The sequence below is a fragment of the Nocardioides marmoraquaticus genome (assembly GCF_054777915.1).
Window position 1 is genome coordinate 36,500 of the sequence record NZ_BAAHAA010000015.1, and the last position, 17,558, is coordinate 54,057.

Consider the following 17,558-nt stretch of genomic DNA (forward strand, 5'->3'; position numbering starts at 1 on the left):
GTAGGTCGGTACCCCACACGCCCGACTCACGCGCGACGGCGACGCACCAGCACCGTGACCAGCGCCACGACGGCGAGACCACCCACGACCCACGGCCCGACCGGGCCGCTGAGCCACGCCACCACCACGGCGACGCCGACGAGCACGTAGAGCGCCGCCCGCAGTGCCGCCCCCACGACCACCGCGACGAGGGCCGGCGCCAGCCGCACCCGCAGCAGGCCCGCCGCGAGGCAGGCTGCGGTCTGCAGGCCGAGCGCCAGGTACGACGCCGCGACCGCCGGCGCGCCCCACCGCCCGACCACCTGCTGCGCCCGCACCATGCCCGGCCGGGCGAACAGCCGCTCGGCCGCCTCCCGCCCCTCGCCCGCGCGCCGGGCGCCGCGCCCCACGGCGTACGTCGCCGCCCCGCGCAGCGCGCCGATCAGCCACAGCAGCGCGAACGCCGTGACCACGGAGGTGTCGTCGGGCACGTGCCCATCGTCGCGCCGCGAGGCGCTGGCACGATGACCGGGTGAGCACGAGTGCGGACCTGTCGGACTGGTTCGAGTCCCCGGCGCAGGTCGAGAAGGCGTTGGCCGACGTCGGCTACCTCGCCGACACCGCCACCGCGACGACCACCTTCCTCGCCACCGCGCTGGGCAAGCCGCTGCTCGTCGAGGGCCCGGCCGGCGTGGGCAAGACCGAGCTGGCCAAGGCCGTGGCGAGCGCCTGCGACGCCGAGCTGGTGCGGCTGCAGTGCTACGAGGGCCTCGACGAGGCCCGGGCGCTCTACGAGTGGAACTACAAGAAGCAGCTGCTGCGCATCCAGGCCGGCACGTCGGGTGACTGGGCCGACACGCAGGACGACATCTTCACCGAGGACTTCCTGCTCACCCGGCCGCTGCTCACCGCGATCCGCAACGACCACCGCACCGTGCTGCTGGTCGACGAGGTCGACAAGACCGACGTCGAGGTCGAGGGGCTGCTGCTCGAGGTGCTCAGCGACTTCCAGGTGACGATCCCCGAGCTCGGCACCGTGGCCGCGACCCGTCGCCCGCTCGTGCTGCTCACCTCCAACGCCACCCGCGAGCTGTCGGAGGCGCTGAAGCGTCGCTGCCTCTTCCTGCACGTCGACCACCCCGACCGCGAGCGCGAGCTCGCCATCGTGCGCTCCCAGGTGCCCGAGGTCGACGCCCGGCTGGCCGGCGAGGTCGTCGACGCCGTCGGTCGGCTCCGCGGCCTCGAGCTGCGCAAGGTGCCCTCGATCGCCGAGACCGTCGACTGGGCGCGCACCCTGGTCGCGCTCGAGGTCGGCACCCTCGACGAGGCGGCCGCCGCCGCGACCCTCGGGGTCGTGCTCAAGCACGCTTCCGACCAGGAGCGGGCCCTCACGGCGCTGAGCCGCGCCTCCCGCCGTCGCTGATGCCCCTCGTCGAGCGCCACGTCGGCTTCCTCCGGGCGCTGCGCGACGCCGGCCTCCCCGTCTCGACCGCCGAGGGGCTCGACGCCGTGCGGGCGGTCGGGTCGCTCGGCCTCGCCGACCGCGAGGTGCTGCGAGCGGCGTACGCCGCCACCGTGGTCAAGCGCGCCTCCCACCGCCGCCCCTTCGACGACCTCTTCGACCTGTGGTGGCCGGCGCTGGTCGGCGACGGCGCCCACCCACTCCCCGAGGACGACCCCTCGGTCCCTGAGGAGGGCGAGGAACGAGCCCGTCACCCGCTCCCTGAGGAGCGCGAGGAACGAGCCCGTCACCCGCTCCCTGAGGAGCGCGAGGAACGAGCGCGTCACCCGCTCCCTGAGGAGCGCGAGGAACGAGCGCGTCACGAAGGGGCGACCACCCCCGCCGACGGACCCGAGGAGCTCGCCCGGCTGCGCGACGAGGTGGCCGAGGCCCTGGCCGACGACGCCGACCTCGAGCCCCTCGCCCGGGAGGCGGTACGCCGCTTCGGGCGGTTGCGCGGCCGCGGTCCGGGCGAGCAGCGCTGGTCGGCCTACACCGCGATGAACCGCGTCGGCGCCGACGACCTCGTCGCCCGGCTGCTCTCGGGGCTGGCGGAGCGAGGTGACGACGACCCCGCGACCCGGCGGCTGCTCGAGCAGCGCGGGCGTCGCTTCGAGGAGCTCGTCGAGGCCGACGTGCGTCGCCGCAGCGCCGAGCAGCGCGGGCCGGAGCACGTCGCGCGGCACTCGGTGCGGCCCGGCGTCGACCAGGTCGACCTGTCGAGCGCCTCGCGCGCCGAGCTCGAGCTGGTGCGCCGCGAGGTCGCCCCGCTGGCCCGACGGCTGGCCACCCGGCTGCGCCGCGAGCAGCGGCGCCGCCGTCGCGGGCCGCTCGACGTGCGCCGCACGCTGCGCGCGGCCACGGGCACGGGCGGCGTGCCTCTCGACACCTTCCACCGCTCCAAGCGCCCCGGCCGGCCCGAGCTGGTGGTGCTGTGCGACGTCAGCGGGTCGGTGGCGGGGTTTGCCGGGTTCACGCTGATGCTGGTCTTCGCGCTGCGCGAGCAGTTCGAGCGGGTGCGCGCCTTCACCTTCGTCGACGACGTGCACGAGGTGACGGGGGAGTTCACGCCCGGTGCCGACCCCGTCGAGGTGCTCGAACGGCTGGCCGCGAGCGCGCGGCACGCGAGCCGGTTCGGGCGCACGCAGTACGGCCGGGCGCTGCGCCGCTTCGTCGAGGACCACCCCGACGCCGTCGGCCCGCGCACCCACCTGCTCGTGCTCGGCGACGCCCGCTCCAACCACGGCGACCTCGGCCTGCCCGTGCTGGCCGGCCTGGTGCGCGACGCCCGCCGCGCCTTCTGGCTCAATCCCGAGCACGCCCGCCACTGGGGCACCGGCGACTCCGGCGCCCCCGACTACGCACGCCTCCTGCCCATGGTCGAGTGCCGCAACCTCACCCAGCTCGGCGAGTTCGTCCACGACCTCGCCTGAGCCCCTGTCCCCGTCCGTCGTGTCACCGGGTCTCGAGGCTCGTCGCTGGCGCTCCTCGCACCTCGACCACCATGGCGGGGTGCGCCCCGAGCGCGCGCCGGTCCCTGAGGTGCGAGCGCAGTGCCCCTCCGGTCCCTGAGGTGCGAGCGCAGCGAGCCACGAAGGACCGCCCCTTCGTCCTGCCGCCGGTCCCTGAGGTGCGAGCGCCGTGCCCCTCCGGTCCCTGAGGTGCGAGCGCAGCGAGCCACGAAGGGCGGCCGCGATCCTGGACTCCGGCACCAGGACGACACCCGCCCCGAGTAGAGTTGACCGTTCGCTCGAACGGCTCGTGGAGGACCCGGTGGACGACGACGTGGCACAGCGCGAGGTCGCGCGGGAGCAGGAGTACGTCGACACGGTCTACGCCCAGATGCAGAAGGCCGCCGCCTCGGCGCAGCAGCTCGCCACCGAGGGGCTCGCCCGGGGCCGCATCGGCAACGAGGGCGGCCTCGTCGAGCGTGACGCCATGGTCTACCAGGCGGCCCGCCGCATCGCGACGCTCGACGCCGCTCACGAGGGGCTGGTCTTCGGCCGGCTCGACCTGCGTCCCGAGCTCGACTCCCCGCCGCGCTACATCGGTCGCATCGGCCTGCGCGACGACTCCTACGACACCCTGCTGATCGACTGGCGTGCGCCTGCGGCCGCGACGTTCTACCAGGCCACGCCCGCCGAGCCCCGGGGCGTCGTACGCCGCCGCATCCTGCGCAGCCGGGGCGTCACCGTGCTCGGTGTCGAGGACGACCTGCTCGACGACTCGGTCGAGACCGACCTGCCGATCGTCGGCGAGGGCGCGCTGCTGGCTCAGCTCTCGCGCGCCCGCGACCGGTCGATGCACTCCATCGTCGCGACCATCCAGGCCGAGCAGGACCAGGCGATCCGCGCCCCCGAGAAGGGCGTCGTCACCATCGCCGGCGGCCCCGGCACCGGCAAGACGGTGGTGGCGCTGCACCGGGCGGCGTACCTCCTCTACGCCGACCGCCGCCGCTACGAGACCGGTGGCGTGCTCATCATCGGGCCTAGTGGCGTCTTCATGCGCTACATCGAGCGGGTGCTGCCGTCGCTCGGCGAGACCGCGGTCGCGCTGCGCTCGCTCGGCGAGGTCGTCGACGGGGTGAAGGCCTCGCGGCGCGACGACCCGGCCGTGGCCGAGGTCAAGGGCTCGGCCGCCATGGCCGAGGTGCTGCGGCGTACCGCCCGTCAGGCCGTGCCCGACGCGCCCCGCGAGCTGCGCTTCTTCTACCGCGACGACGTCGTCGTGCTCGGCGGTCGTGAGCTGGGCGCGCTGCGTCGCCAGCTGCTCTCGCAGGGCAAGCGCAACCGCACCACCACCCGGGTCGCCTCGACGCTCGTCGACGCGATGTGGCGCCAGGTGAGGGGTGAGCGGGCGCGTGAGCGCAGCAAGGAGGAGTTCGTCGAGGAGGTGCGCGGCAACGACGCCTTCCTCGAGTTCGCCGCCGCGTGGTGGCCGGTGCTCGACGCCCCCACGGTGCTGTCGTGGCTGCGCGACCCCGAGCTGCTGGCCCGCGTGGCCGAGGGCGTGCTCGACGACGAGGCGCAGCGTCTGCTGTCGAAGTCGTGGGCCTCGCCCGCCTCGTCGCTGACCGTCGACGACGTGCCGCTGCTCGACGAGCTGCGCTACGCCCTCGGCGACCCGCCGCTCGAGCGCACCGGCTCGGTCGACGACGAGTGGCTCTCGCTCGAGGACCAGGCGCTCAGCGAGGTGATGCGCGAGGAGGTCACGACGGCCGCCGACCGCGAGTACTCCGCCGGGCCGGGCTGGACCCCGCCCACCAACCGCACCGAGGACGACGGCTACGCCCACGTGCTCGTCGACGAGGCGCAGGACCTCACGCCGATGCAGTGGCGCATGGTCGGACGCCGCGGCCGCACCGCCACCTGGACCATCGTCGGCGACCCCGCCCAGTCGTCGTGGCCGGTGCCCGCCGAGGCCGCCGCCGCCCGCCGCGACGCGCTGCTGTCGCCGGGCGGCCGCGAGAAGCCGCTGCACGAGTTCCACCTCTCGACCAACTACCGCAACTCCTCCGAGATCTACGCCTTCGCCGCGGCGTACGCCGAGCGCGTCGGCCTCGACGCCGACCTGCCCCGCGCCGTGCGCTCCACCGGCACCGACCCCGTGGAGCGCCAGGTCGACGACCTCGAGGCGGCGGTGCGCGAGGAGCTGCTCGACCTCGCCGGCTCGCTCGAGGGCACCGTCGGCGTCGTCGTCCCCGTCGCCCGCGTCGGCGAGGTCAGCCGCTGGGTCGCCTCCTGGCCGGAGGTCGCCGCAGACGTCGGCGACGCCGAGTCGCGCATCGCCGTGCTGACCGGCCTGGAGACCAAGGGCCTGGAGTTCGACGGCATCGTCGTCGTGCAGCCGCAGGAGATCGAGGACGAGTCCCCCACCGGCCGCGCCACCCTGTACGTCGTCTACACCCGCGCCACCCAGCGCATGGTCACGCTGACCTCGTAGCCCGCGTGGGGGTCAGAAGAATCCGGCGGCCTGGGCTGTAGATCCGGCGGAGTCGCTGCGGTGCTGCGCTGTCACCAGGTGACAGTGCAGCACCGCACTGACGTCACGCCGCCTCCGCGACGGCGACGGGGCAGCCGGGACCGCACCCGTGGGGCTCGACCCGTACGCCGCACCGGCGCATCAGGGCGACGACCTTGACCGTCGTGCGGCACGGACGGGCGAAGACCTGCCCGTACGTCAGCCTGCCGGTCGTCGCGCCCTCGACCGCCGCGTCGAGGTCGCGCTCGTAGTCGGCGTCGCGCTGCTCGGTGGTGTCGTGGAAGAGGCGGCCATCGAGCTCCAGGCGGCACCGTGTGCCGTACTGCGCGTCGCGATAGATCACCCTGGTCGGCGAGCCCGCCCTCACCTGGCGCTCGGCGCGAGGCAGTCCGTGTGGCCGTTCGACCCGCGCGAGGTAGCCGTGCTCGAGGACCGAGCAGGTGCCCGCGGCCACGTCCAGCAGGATGCCGCGCACCCAGGCGCGGGCCCGCACCCGCGACCGCCCGTCGAGCGCCTCGAGCAGCCGCGTCGCCGTCGTACGCCGCCCCTGGCACGCCTTGGCCAGAGCGGCGACGACGTCGAGCTCGCCCCTCGCGGCCACCGCCACGTCGAGCGCGGCTTCCTCGTAGCGCATCCGTGGTGGGCCGAGGTTCCACTGCACCAGGGTCCCCAGCCCGGAGACACGGTGCACCCGCACGCCGGTGGGCGGGTCGATGCCGGAGCGGTCCCGCGCGACCGCGACGTGGATCGGCCCGTCGTCGAGCACCCTCCCGCCAGGCCCGTCGGCGGCACGCAAGGCCGACGGACCCCACAGGGCAGCGCCCGGGGCCACGAGCAGCACCGCGGCCCAGGCCCGCTGGACCCACGTCAGCGGCCCGTTGTGGGTCACGTAGACGCCGGGGTGCACGGTGGTCCACTCGCGGCGTCGCAGCAGGCGTCGGATGTCGTGGTCGCTCAGACCTGCCGCTCGAGCCTGCCGCCTGGCGATGACGCCGGCCTGGAGTCTCAGCAGGCGCTCCACCTCGTCCATGGCGGACGAGCATGCGTCGTACGGCCCTCGGCGTCGAGCGGTCTCCGCGCTGCCTGTGGACAACGCGGTGCTGCGCTGTCACCTGGTGGCACCGCAGCACCGCACTGATGTCGGGTCTGCTGCGCGGGTAGCGTTCGGCGGGTGACCCTTCGAGACGCCTCGTCCCTCGGCTCCTCAGGGACCGGGAGGGACGCCTCGTCCCTCGGCTCCTCAGGGACCGGGGGGGACGGCTCCTCAGGGACCGAGGTCGATGCCCGTGCCGCTCTCGAGCAGCTGCTGGGGCACGAGGCGTGGGCGGTGGTGCGGTTGCGCGACAGCCCGACGGTGACGCTGGTGGGGGGCACGCCGGAGCACCTCGACAAGCTGACCGACGTGCCGCTCGAGGAGGGGCCGCCCGAGGCGGGCCGGCGCTTCGACCGGCTCGTAGCGGTGCCGTTCCGGCAGGTGCGGGAGCGGGGGTTCGCCGCGCACGACGACGGTGCGCCGCTGGTGGCCGTGGCCCTCGAGACCGAGGTCGAGGTTCCGCTCGACGACCTGCTCGACGCGCTGCCCGACACCGAGGCGGCGTACGACGACAAGGGCGGCTTCGAGACCTCCGACGACGAGTACGCCGAGGTGGTCGAGCAGATCATCCGCGACGAGATCGGCCGGGGCGAGGGCGCCAACCTCGTCGTCGGTCGGCACTACCGCGCGCAGCTGCGCGACTGGGGGCCGCAGGCGGCGCTCGGGGTGCTCAAGCGGCTGCTGACCGGCGAGCGCGGGGCCTACTGGACGTACTGCTTCTGGACCGGCGAGCGCTTCCTCGTCGGCGCCTCGCCCGAGCGGCACGTCAGCGTGCACGGCGGCGACGTGCGGATGAACCCCATCTCCGGCACCTTCCGCCTGCGCGGCCTCGACGACGCCTCGCGCAAGCCGCGGCTGCTGGAGTTCCTCGCCGACGAGAAGGAGATCTTCGAGCTCTTCATGGTCGTCGACGAGGAGCTGAAGATGATGTGCGACATCTGCCACGAGGGTGGCCAGGTGCTCGGGCCGTTCCTCAAGCCGATGACGCACCTGGTGCACACCGAGTACCTCCTCGCCGGCCGCACCCGCGCCGACGTCCGCGAGGTGCTGCGCGACACGATGTTCGCCGCGACCGTCACCGGGGCGCCGGTCGAGAACGCCTGCCGGCTGATCGAGCAGTACGAGGAGACCGGCCGCGGCTACTACGCCGGCGCGCTCGCCCTGCTCGGCCGCGACCCCGACGGCGCCCCCACCGCCGACAGCCCCATCGTCATCCGTACGGCGCAGATCAGCGCCGACGGAGCCCTCACCGTGACCGCGGGGGCGACGCTGGTGCGCGACAGCGACCCGCACTACGAGGTGGCCGAGACCCAGGCCAAGGCCGGCGGCATCCTCGCCGCGTTCGGCCTGGCGCCCGGCGCGACCGGTGCGCCGGCGGCGGTGGCCGACCTCGTGGCCGACGAGGACGTGCTGATCGCGCTGGCCTCGCGCAACCAGCGGCTGGCGAAGTTCTGGCTCACCGACCAGGCGGGAGCGGCCCCAGCGGCCCCGAGCCTCGAGGGCAAGCGGATCGTGATCCTCCACGGCGAGGACGACTTCGTGAACATGCTGGCCCACGTCTTCTCGGTGCTCGGCATGACCTCGACGGTGGTGCGCCACGAGGACTACGCCCCCGGCGTGCTCGACGCCGACCTCGTCGTCGTCGGCCCCGGCCCGGGCGACCCGCAGCAGCACGACCACCCCAAGATCGCGGCGTACCGCCGCGCCGTGGGCGACCTGCTCGCCGCCGAGCGGCCGTTCCTCGCGGTGTGCCTGGGTCACCAGGTGCTGTGCGACGTGCTGGGGCTCGACCTCGGGCTGAAGGACATCGTCTTCCAGGGCACGCAGAGCCGCGTCGAGCTGGGCGGTCGGGTGGAGCCGCTCGGCTTCTACAACACCTTCGTCGCGCGGGTGCCCGACGGCGGCCTGCCCGACGGCGTCACCGTCGAGGCCGACGCGGCGACCGGCGACGTCCACCAGGTCAGCGGCCCGCACTACCGCGGCGTGCAGTTCCACGCCGAGTCGATCCTCACCGAGAACGGCTTCGCCCTCCTGCGCGGCCTGCTCCTGGAGCTCCTGGGGTGACGGGGCATGCCGGCCCCTGAGGTGCGAGCCCAACGGACGACCCCGCTCCCCGAGGTGCGAGCGCAACGGACGACCCCGCTCCCTGAGGTACGAGCGGAGCGAGCCTCGAAGGGTGCCCCCTCGTGACGCCCGCTCGTCCCTCGCGGGTTCCTCGGGGAGCGGCTGCTCAGGGCCCGCTTCCTGAGGTGCGAGCGGAGCGAGCCTCGAAGGGTGCCCCCTCGTGACGCCCGCTCGTCCCTCGCGGGCTCCTCGGGGACCGGCTGCCGAGAGCCCGCTCCCTGAGGTGCGAGCGCAGCGAGCCTCGAAGGGGGCGGCCCGGGTCGTCGTCGTCGACCACCACGACTCCTACACCTGGAACCTCGTCCACCTGCTCGCCGGCCTCACCGGCGTGCTGCCCGAGGTCGTCGAGCACGACGAGCCCGGAGCGCTCGGGCGTGCGGCGGCGGCCTCCCACGTCGTGCTCTCGCCCGGGCCCGGGTACCCCGGAGCCGCGCAGGACTTCGCGCTGGGCCGCGCGGTCTTCGACCTCGACGTTCCGCTGCTCGGGGTCTGCCTCGGCATGCAGGCGCTGGTGACGGCGTACGGCGGCACCGTCGCCCGCGTCGCGCCCGCCCACGGCGAGGTGGCGCTGGTCGACCACGACGGCACCGGGCTCTTCGCCCGGGTCGAGGGGCCGTTCGAGGCGGTGCGCTACCACTCGTTGGCCGCGACGACCGTGCCGTCGGAGCTGCGCGTGACCGCCACCGAGCGCCTCGACGGCGTCGTGATGGCGGTGGCGCACGTGAGCAAGCCGCAGGTCGGCGTGCAGTTCCACCCCGAGTCGGTGCTGTCGCAGGCGGGCGAGGCGATCGTCGAGGAGTTCTTGTCGTGGTGAGCCCGGGGCTGCAGGTCGAGGACGTGGTGCGCGACGGGCTCGTCCGCAGCAACCGCGTCTTCTGGCTCGACGGCGGGGGCGCCCGCGACTGGTCGGGCTCGCGGTCGCTGGTCGGCGTGCTCGACGACGACGACGTGTCGCTGACCTACGACGCCGCCGCCCGTCGGGTGGTGCGCCACGTCGGCGACCGCGAGGAGGTCGTCGGCGACGACGTCTTCACGGTGCTCGAGGCCGAGCTCGCCCGTGACGCCGGCGACCCGTCGGTGCACTGGGTCGGGTTCCTGGGGTACGCCGCGCGCCCCGACCTGCCTGCCCGCGCGTGGGGCCGCGGTCCTGACGCTGTGTGGATGCGCTGCGCCGACGTGCGGTTCTTCCGGCACGAGGTGGCGGGGTCTCGACAGGCTCGACCGACGACACCGCAGCACCCGTCTGTCGAGACCACTCCCGACTGGTACGTCGCGGCGTTCGCGGGGGTGGAGGAGCAGCTGCACGCGGGCAACAGCTACGAGGTCAACCTGACCTACCGCGAGCCGGTGGCCGTCGACGGCGACCCGTTGGCGGCGTACCTCCGGCTCCGCGCGGCCAACCCGGCGCCGTACGCCGGGATGCTGAGCCACCGCGGCACCCACCTGCTCAGCAGCAGCCCCGAGCGCTACGCCACGGTGAGCGGCGACCGCTGGGTCGAGACCAAGCCGATCAAGGGCACGACGCCGCGCGGCACCGACCGGGGCGAGGACGACCGGCTGGCGCAGCACCTCGCGACCGACCCGAAGTTCCGCGGCGAGAACCTCATGATCGTCGACCTGCTCCGCAACGACCTGTCGATGGTCTGCGACGTCGGCACGGTCGCGGTGCCGCACCTGATGGAGGTCGAGTCGTACGCCGCCGTCCACCAGCTGGTCAGCACCGTGCGCGGGCGGCTGCGCGACGACGTCTCCACGGTCGCGGCGCTGCGCGCGCTGTTCCCCGCCGGGTCGATGACCGGCGCCCCGAAGCGCCGCACCATGCAGGTCATCGACACCGTGGAGGCGTCGCCGCGCGGACCGTACGCCGGGGCGTTCGGCTGGGTCTGCGCCGACGGCCGGGCCGACCTCGGCGTGGTGATCCGCTCGCTGCTCGGAGCCCCCGACGGCAGCTGGTGGCTGGGCACCGGGGGTGGGATCACGGTGCGCTCGGAGGTCGACGAGGAGTGGGCGGAGACGCGGTGGAAGGCGTCGCGCCTGCTCGGTGCCGCTGCGCCGGCGGGGTGACTGCTGCCGGTCTGGCTTCGGAGGCGGTGCTTTTCGAACGACAAGCACCGCCTCCGAAGTTTCCGACCGATCCGCTCCCTGCCGCCGGCGTGTCGAGGGACGGATCGGTCGGAAAGTCGGCCCCGGGGGGACTTTTCGAACGAAAAGTCCCGGCGACGAGTCACGCAGACCTGCGCCGCACCTCCCCGGGTCTCGGGTTCCGGGGAGGTGCGGCGAGGGGGCGGGCGGCGCGAGGGGGAGGAGCGCCGGGCCCGCGGTGCCCCGGGGGAAGGGAATCCCCGGGGGACACGGTCAGGACGACGGCTGTCCGGCGTCCGAACCGAGGTCGGCGGTGGTGGTGCTGCTCTGGCCGTCACGCGTGTAGGTGATCGTCACGTCGTCGCCGGGCCGGTGACCGCGGACGGTGGCGACCAGCGAGTCGGGACCGTCGATGACCTGGTCGTCGACCTTGGTGATGACGTCGCCCTCCTGCAGGCCCGCCTCGTCCCCGGAGCCGCCCGGCTCGACCGCCGAGACCAGCGCGCCGGGCGTGGGGTTGTCGATCGAGGTCTCCGGCTCGCCGACCGAGACGCCGAGCCGGGCGTGGGTCGGGGTCTCACCGGACGCGATCTGGTTGACGATCGGCAGCACCTCGTCGATCGGGATGGCGAACCCGAGCCCGATGGAGCCGGCCTGGCCGCTGCCGTCGCTGGCGGAGCGGATCGAGGAGTTGATGCCGACCACCCGACCCGACATGTCGACCAGCGGGCCGCCGGAGTTGCCGGGGTTGATGGCGGCGTCGGTCTGGATCGCGGGGTACGTCGTCGACTGCGTCGCCTGCTGCTGCTCGCCGAACGGGTCCTGCTGGCCCTCGCCCTCGCTGGCCGACACCGACACCGGACGGTTCAGGGCGCTGACGATGCCGGAGGTGACGGTCGCGTCGAGGCCGAAGGGGGAGCCGACCGCGACGACCGACTGCCCGACCTCGAGGTCGTCGGACTGGCCGATCGCGGCGGGGGTCAGGTCGCTGACGCCCTCGGCCTTGATGACGGCGATGTCGACGAGCGGGTCGGTGCCGACGATCTCGGCGCGGGCGGTGGTGCCGTCGTCGAAGCTGACGGAGATGGCTCCGTCGCCGGACGCCGCCTCCACCACGTGGTTGTTGGTGAGGATCTCGCCGTCCTCGCTGAGCACGATGCCCGAGCCGGACCCGGCGCCCTCCGAGCCGACCACGTTGACCTTGACGACGCTCGGCAGCACGGCCGACGCCACCGACTCCACGGTGCCGTCCTCCACGACGGAGGTCTTCGTCGCCTCGAACTGCCCCGACGTCGTCTGCGTCGAGGTGCCCGCCCCGTCGCCGTCGAGCGCGTCGTACGCCGCTGCGCCGCCGAGCCCGGCGGCTCCGCCGACGACCAGCGCACCGGCCAGCACCGCGGCCACCAGGCCGGTGCGGCCGAGCTGGCGCTTGGGGCGAGGCTGCGGCGCGGGAGCGGCGTACCCCTGCCAGATGGGGGGCTGCTCGAAGCGAGTGGTGTCCTCGGCGCCCTGCTGGGGCTGCGGCTGGGGGGACTGCGGCTCGCTGGCGGTGGGAGGCGTCAGCGGCGCGGTGTGCTCGTCCCGGTCGTCGGGGCGACGGCTCTCGTCGGTCATGACTCCACTGTGCGCAGCCATCCTGAGAGGCCCCTGGGAAGACCCTGGCCGCCGGCTTCGGATCCGCCGAGGACTGTCTGAGAGGTGCACCGGGCTCGTTCGCGGTCGCGACGGGCTCGACCAGCGGAGGCGTGCCGACCAGCGGGGGGCAGGTCAGTGGTCGGCGCGCTCGCGCGAGCGGGCGCGGGGCCGCTCGGCGGCGTCGTCCTGCAGCTGCGGCGGGGCCGAGGCGCCCGGGACGTGGAACCAGAACGCCGCGCCGCCGTCGGGTCCGCTGCCGGCGCGCACCTGGCCGCCGTGGCGGTCGGCGACGGCCTTGACGATCGACAGCCCGAGGCCGGAGCCGGGCAGGGTGCGTGACTCCGCGGAGCGGTAGAACCGCTCGAAGACGTGCGGCAGGTCGGCGGCGGAGATGCCGCGGCCCTGGTCGGCGACCAGGAGGGTGCCCTCGGCGAGGTCGACGGTGACGACCCCGCCGTCGGGGCTCCACTTCACGGCGTTGTCGAGCAGGTTGGTGATCGCCCGCTCGAGCGCCGCGGCGTCGCCGTTGACCCACCAGGGCCGGGTCGAGACCTCGAAGGTGACGGTGGTGCTGCGGCGGCGCACGCGCGTCACGGCCTGCCCGACGACGGCGGCCAGCTCGACCGGCTCGACGGCGGGGGTCGCCGGCTGCTCGCGGGCGAGCTCGGTGAGGTCGCCGATGAGCTGGGTGAGCTCGTTGATCTGGGCCCGCACGTCGTCGAGCAGCTCGCGGCGCGACTCGCGCGAGAGGTCGTCGGACGACTCGGCCATCGACAGCAGGTCGAGGTTGGTGCGCAGCGAGGTCAGCGGCGTGCGCAGCTCGTGGCCGGCGTCGGCGACGAGCTGGCGCTGCCGCTGCTGCGAGGCCGACAGCGCCGCGAGCATGCCGTTGAACGCCAGCGCGAGCCGGGCGACCTCGTCGTTGCCCTCGACGGGCAGCGGCCGGAGCTCCTCGGTGCGGGCGATGTGCTCGACGGCGGAGGTGAGGTGGCGTACGGGGCGCAGGCCGTTGCGGGCCACGGCCCAGCCCGCCAGACCGGCGGTGACCATGCCGAGCACGCCGAGCAGCAGCATCACCAGCCCGAGCTTGTCGAGCATCCGGTCGGTGGGCTCGAGCGACTGCGCCAGCACCAGCGCCTTGCCGGGCTGCGCCTGCACGGCCACCACCCGGTAGCGCTCGTTGTCGATCAGCACGGTGCGGGCCGAGGAGCCCTTCTCGCCGAGCGCGACCTGCACCTCGGGGGTGAAGGAGCGCGACGCGTTGGTCTCGCCGTCGGTGCCCTGCACCGTCGCCTCCTCGGGGGTGGCGGTGAGGAACAGGATGCGGACGTCGGCCGCGCCCAGCGCCCACGGCGGCACCTGCTGGCCCTGCAGCGACTCGAGGGTGTCGGTGTGCGCGGCCTGCGCCGCCCGGTTGAGCAGGGACTCGTCGAGGGCGTCGAGGCTCTGCATCCGCACGACGGCGTACGCCGCGAACGCGACCGCGGTGACCGCGACGCCCACGGCGATCGTCGTCAGCAGCGTGACGCGGCTGGCCAGCGAGCGGCGGTAGTGCAGCGCCCCGCGGCGGGGTCCGTCGCCCTGGTGGTCGCCCTCCCGGCCGGGGTAGCGCTCGCTCACGACGACTCGCGCAGGACGTAGCCGACGCCACGGACGGTGTGGATCAGCCGGGCCTCGCCCTCGGCCTCGGTCTTGCGGCGCAGGTAGCCGACGTAGACCTCGAGGCTGTTGGCGGTGGTCGGGAAGTCGAAGCCCCACACCTCCTCGAGGATGAACGAGCGCTCGAGCACCCGTCGGGGCCGGCGCAGGAACAGCTCGAGCAGCGAGAACTCGGTGCGGGTCAGCTCGATGAGCCGGTCGCCGCGGCGTACCTCGCGGCTGGCGAGGTCCATCGAGAGGTCGGAGAAGGCGATGCGCTCGTCGGCGTCGTCGTCGTCGGGGGTGACCCGGCGCAGCAGCGCGCGGATGCGGGCGAGCAGCTCCTCGAGCGCGAACGGCTTGGTGAGGTAGTCGTCGGCCCCGGCGTCGAGACCCTCCACCCGATCGCCGACCGCGTCGCGGGCGGTGAGCACCAGGATCGGCACCGTGTTGCCGACCTTGCGCAGCGCGCGGGTGGTCTGGAGACCGTCGAGCGCCGGCATCATCACGTCCATCACGACCGCGTCGGGGTCGATGCCGCCGATGCTGGCCAGCGCCTCCGCGCCGTCGGAGGCCGTCGACACGCGGTAGCCGTTGAACTCCAGCGACCGTCGCAGCGACTCCCGGACCGCCCGGTCGTCCTCGACCACCAGGACGTGCTGCTTGTCCTCCTGACCTGCGCTCACGGGTCCTAGGGTGCCACCGCTGCCTGAGCCGTGGCTGAGATCGGTGGGTGAGGTCAGGCGAGCCGGCGTGCGGCCTCGCCGGCGCGGGCGCCGTACTGGCCGCCGAAGAGGCAGGCGTGCACGAGCAGCGGGAAGAGCTGGTGCAGCGGCTGCCGGTCGGGCCAGCCCTCGGCGAGAGGGTGCACCTCGGCGTACGCCTCGAGCACCCGCGACAGGTGCGGCAGGCCGAACAGCGCCAGCATCGCCAGGTCAGTCTCGCGGTGCCCGCCGTGCGCGGCGGGGTCGACGAGGACGGCCCGGTCGCCCGACCAGACGACGTTGCCCGACCAGAGGTCGCCGTGCAGCCGCGACGCCGGCTCGTCGGGACCGGCGAGCGCGTCGAGGCGTCGTACGACGGCCTCCACGGCGGCGGCGTCGTGGTGCGCGATGCGGCCGCGGTCGGAGGCGAGCCGCAGGTAGGGCAGCACCCGGTCGGTCGCCCAGTGCTCGGCCCAGCCCGGCGCCTCGCGGTGGCGCAGCGGGAGGGTGGCGACGTAGCCGTCGCCGGCCCCGCCCGGGGGAGCGCCGTACGCCGCCGCCCCGCTGCGGTGCAGCGCCGCGAGGTCGCGGCCGAACGCCGCGGCGGCCTCGGGAGTCGGTCGGGCGTGCTCGACCCAGCCCAGCACCAGGCAGTCGGGCTCGACGGCGAGCACCTCGGCGACCGGGCAGGTGCCCGGTCCGGCCAGCCACCTCAGCCCGCGCGCCTCGGCGGCGAAGAAGTCGTCGGGTGCGCCGGACCGCGTCTTGGCCAGCGCCGTCCGGCCGTCGGCGAGCCGCAGCCGTGTCGCGGTCGCCACGTCGCCTCCCGCTACCGGCGCGGTCGACGCGACCGCCGTGCCCAGCAGCTGCTCGACCCGCTCCGCCACTCCCCGGTTGCGTGCCACGCCCCCACCCTGCCCGACCACCCGCTCCCTGAGGAGGTTGCGCAGCAACCGTCTCGAAGGGCGCGACCCACCGCCCTTCGAGACGGGCGCAGAGCGCCCTCCTCAGGGAGCGGGGGCGGGCGGAGCGCCCTCCTCAGGGAGCGGGGGCGGGCGGAGCGCCCTCACCAGGGAGCAAGCGGCGGCGGAGCGCGCTCCTCAGGGAGCAGGGCGGCAGGTCAGGCGGCGGGCAGGCCGGCCGACCAGGCGGGGTCGCGGCCGAGGTGGGCGAGCAGGTGGTCGGCGGCCGGTGCGCCGGGGGCGACGGGGACGACCGGCCCGAAGCGGGACCCCCGATCGCCCACGGCGGCCTGGGCCACGGGCAGCAGCCGTGCCGCGAGGTCGGCGGGGACGACGAGGGGGGCGCCGGTGGCGCGGGCGACGTCCCACCCGTGCACGACGACCTCGAGCGCCCCCACCAGCGTCAGCGTGTCGCGTCCGAGCGGCAGGTCGCCGACGGCCACCGGGGCCGAGGTCACCCGGGCCTCCCACCCGGCCCTCACGACGCGGGCACGCCGGCACACCTGGTCGACCAGCACCGGAGCCGGGCCGTCGGCAACGGGGGCCACGTCGACCTCGACCCGTCCCGAGGCGGCCTCGCCGAGCGCGGCCAAGGAGTCCTCCATGTGAACGAGCAGGTCGCGCAGCACCCAGCCGCGGCACGGCGTGGGGGCGTCGAGGTCGGCGGTGCGGGCGTGCTGCAGCGCCCCGTGGGTCCAGGTCAGGGCAGCGTCGAGCACCGCCACCGAGGGTGGCGGACGGTGCGCCACGTCAGCCTCCGACGTACGACGCGGGCAGCCGCTCGGGCAGTCCGAAGTAGCGGAAGAGCTCGTCGGCACCGATGTGCGGCTGACCGTCGGGGCCCATCAGCTGGCCGTCGCGGCGCAGGTCGAAGAAGGCGGCGACGTGCTGGACCTTGCCGCCGACCACCTGCAGCACCTGCAGCTGGAACGGCACGAACTCGCCGTCGGGCGTGCGCATGTAGAGGCCGAACGCCGGCTGGCCGTTGGCGGTGGTGCGGATCATCGGCATGTCGTGGCGACCACCGGGGCAGTTGACCTCGATCAGCTGCGCGATGGTCTCGGGGCCCTGGTACCAACCGGTGAACGGCGGCATCTCCCAGACCGCGTCGTGCGCGAGCATCTGCGCGAGCGCCGCGGTGTCCTTGGCCCAGAAGGCCTGGGTGTAGCGCTCCAGCATCGCCTCGAGCTCGGGGGAGAGCTCGTCCTCGACGGTGCCCTCGGTCAGCTGCTTCTCGGCGAGCTGGGCGTGGGCGCGCTGGAGCGCGGAGTTGACTGCGGCGACGGTGGTGTCGAGCGCCTCGGCGGTCTCCTTGGCCGACCACCGGAGCACGTCGCGCAGCACCAGCACCGCGCGCTGGCGGGGCGGCAGGTGCTGCAGCGCGGCGACGAACGCGAGCCGGATGGCGTCGCGGTTGCCGACGACCTCGGCCGGGTCGACGTTGGCGACGTCGACCATGACGTCGGGTATCGGCTGCAGCCACGGCACCTCGTCGGCGGTGACGAGCTCGTCGGTGGCCCGGGCGTCGGGCATGCCGAGCCCGGTCGGCATCGGCCGGCGGCCCTTGCGCTCGAGGCCGGTCAGGCAGACGTTGGTGGCGATCCGGTAGAGCCAGGTGCGCACCGACGAGCGGCCCTCGAAGTCGTCGTAGGCCTTCCAGGCCCGCAGGTAGGTCTCCTGCACCATGTCCTCGGCGTCGTAGACCGACCCCGTCATCCGGTAGCAGTGCGCGACGAGCTCGCGGCGGTAGACCTCGGCCACCTCGGGGAAGGTGGTCTGCTCGAGCTGCTGCGTCATGGGGGTCCTCCTGCGGTGCGTGCGACGGTGCGGCAGGGGGAGTGACCCGCCCCGCCGCCCGG

14 protein-coding genes are annotated in these 17,558 nt (G+C 74.5%); 6 read left to right on the forward strand and 8 right to left on the reverse strand.

All coding sequences use genetic code 11. The annotated features are described in order from the left end of the window. Positions 1 to 26: 26 nt before the first annotated feature. Positions 27 to 470: a hypothetical protein gene (locus tag ACYU8I_RS12370; RefSeq protein ID WP_460841177.1), complete on the reverse strand. Its 444-nt coding sequence runs from the start codon at positions 468 to 470 to the stop codon at positions 27 to 29. Between the two features lie 41 nt (positions 471 to 511). Between ACYU8I_RS12370 and ACYU8I_RS12375 the strand changes: the two genes are divergently transcribed. The 3 genes from ACYU8I_RS12375 to ACYU8I_RS12385 all read left to right on the forward strand — a co-directional run bounded on the left by ACYU8I_RS12375 (position 512) and on the right by ACYU8I_RS12385 (position 5,422). Continuing rightward, positions 512 to 1,402, forward strand: a complete 891-nt coding sequence (locus ACYU8I_RS12375; protein ID WP_460841180.1) for an AAA family ATPase — start codon at positions 512 to 514, stop codon at positions 1,400 to 1,402. Then, entirely contained in the window at positions 1,402 to 2,913 is a 1,512-nt protein-coding gene (locus ACYU8I_RS12380; RefSeq protein ID WP_460841182.1) for a VWA domain-containing protein, read from the forward strand. The genes ACYU8I_RS12375 and ACYU8I_RS12380 overlap by 1 nt, the downstream gene beginning before the upstream one ends. A gap of 340 nt (positions 2,914 to 3,253) precedes the next feature. Next, positions 3,254 to 5,422, forward strand: coding sequence for a HelD family protein (locus ACYU8I_RS12385; RefSeq protein WP_460841184.1), 2,169 nt, complete (start codon positions 3,254 to 3,256; stop codon positions 5,420 to 5,422). A 103-nt stretch (positions 5,423 to 5,525) separates the two neighbouring features. On the opposite strand, the gene ACYU8I_RS12390 is transcribed toward ACYU8I_RS12385, so the two are convergent. Next, positions 5,526 to 6,491 (reverse strand): type IV toxin-antitoxin system AbiEi family antitoxin domain-containing protein, encoded by a 966-nt coding sequence (locus ACYU8I_RS12390; protein ID WP_460841187.1) that lies wholly within the window; start codon positions 6,489 to 6,491, stop codon positions 5,526 to 5,528. A gap of 297 nt (positions 6,492 to 6,788) precedes the next feature. Here ACYU8I_RS12390 and ACYU8I_RS12395 point away from each other — a divergent pair, with 297 nt between their 5' ends. The 3 genes from ACYU8I_RS12395 (at position 6,789) to ACYU8I_RS12405 (ending at position 10,742) form a co-directional block, all read left to right on the forward strand. Beyond that, complete coding sequence (locus tag ACYU8I_RS12395; protein ID WP_460841189.1) at positions 6,789 to 8,618, forward strand: chorismate-binding protein; 1,830 nt, start codon at positions 6,789 to 6,791, stop codon at positions 8,616 to 8,618. Positions 8,619 to 8,901: 283 nt separating this feature from the next. Beyond that, positions 8,902 to 9,492, forward strand: coding sequence for an anthranilate synthase component II (locus tag ACYU8I_RS12400; protein ID WP_460841193.1), 591 nt, complete (start codon positions 8,902 to 8,904; stop codon positions 9,490 to 9,492). Continuing rightward, positions 9,486 to 10,742: an anthranilate synthase component I family protein gene (locus ACYU8I_RS12405; RefSeq protein WP_460841195.1), complete on the forward strand. Its 1,257-nt coding sequence runs from the start codon at positions 9,486 to 9,488 to the stop codon at positions 10,740 to 10,742. Before ACYU8I_RS12400 ends, ACYU8I_RS12405 begins: the two co-directional genes overlap by 7 nt. 291 nt (positions 10,743 to 11,033) lie before the next feature. Here ACYU8I_RS12405 and ACYU8I_RS12410 read toward each other — a convergent pair whose 3' ends face one another. The 6 genes from ACYU8I_RS12410 to ACYU8I_RS12435 all read right to left on the reverse strand — a co-directional run bounded on the left by ACYU8I_RS12410 (position 11,034) and on the right by ACYU8I_RS12435 (position 17,496). Next, entirely contained in the window at positions 11,034 to 12,374 is a 1,341-nt protein-coding gene (locus ACYU8I_RS12410; RefSeq protein ID WP_460841197.1) for a S1C family serine protease, read from the reverse strand. 153 nt (positions 12,375 to 12,527) lie between these two features. Beyond that, complete coding sequence (locus ACYU8I_RS12415) at positions 12,528 to 14,015, reverse strand: sensor histidine kinase (RefSeq protein ID WP_460841199.1); 1,488 nt, start codon at positions 14,013 to 14,015, stop codon at positions 12,528 to 12,530. Continuing rightward, entirely contained in the window at positions 14,012 to 14,719 is a 708-nt protein-coding gene (locus ACYU8I_RS12420; protein ID WP_460841201.1) for a response regulator transcription factor, read from the reverse strand. The genes ACYU8I_RS12415 and ACYU8I_RS12420 overlap by 4 nt, the downstream gene beginning before the upstream one ends. A gap of 53 nt (positions 14,720 to 14,772) precedes the next feature. Then, positions 14,773 to 15,642, reverse strand: coding sequence for a fructosamine kinase family protein (locus tag ACYU8I_RS12425; RefSeq protein ID WP_460841203.1), 870 nt, complete (start codon positions 15,640 to 15,642; stop codon positions 14,773 to 14,775). 215 nt (positions 15,643 to 15,857) lie between these two features. Continuing rightward, on the reverse strand, positions 15,858 to 16,418 hold the full coding sequence (locus ACYU8I_RS12430; protein WP_460841205.1) for a TIGR03086 family metal-binding protein: 561 nt from the start codon (positions 16,416 to 16,418) through the stop codon (positions 15,858 to 15,860). Between the two features lie 31 nt (positions 16,419 to 16,449). Continuing rightward, positions 16,450 to 17,496: a sigma-70 family RNA polymerase sigma factor gene (locus ACYU8I_RS12435; protein ID WP_460841207.1), complete on the reverse strand. Its 1,047-nt coding sequence runs from the start codon at positions 17,494 to 17,496 to the stop codon at positions 16,450 to 16,452. Positions 17,497 to 17,558: the final 62 nt, after the last annotated feature.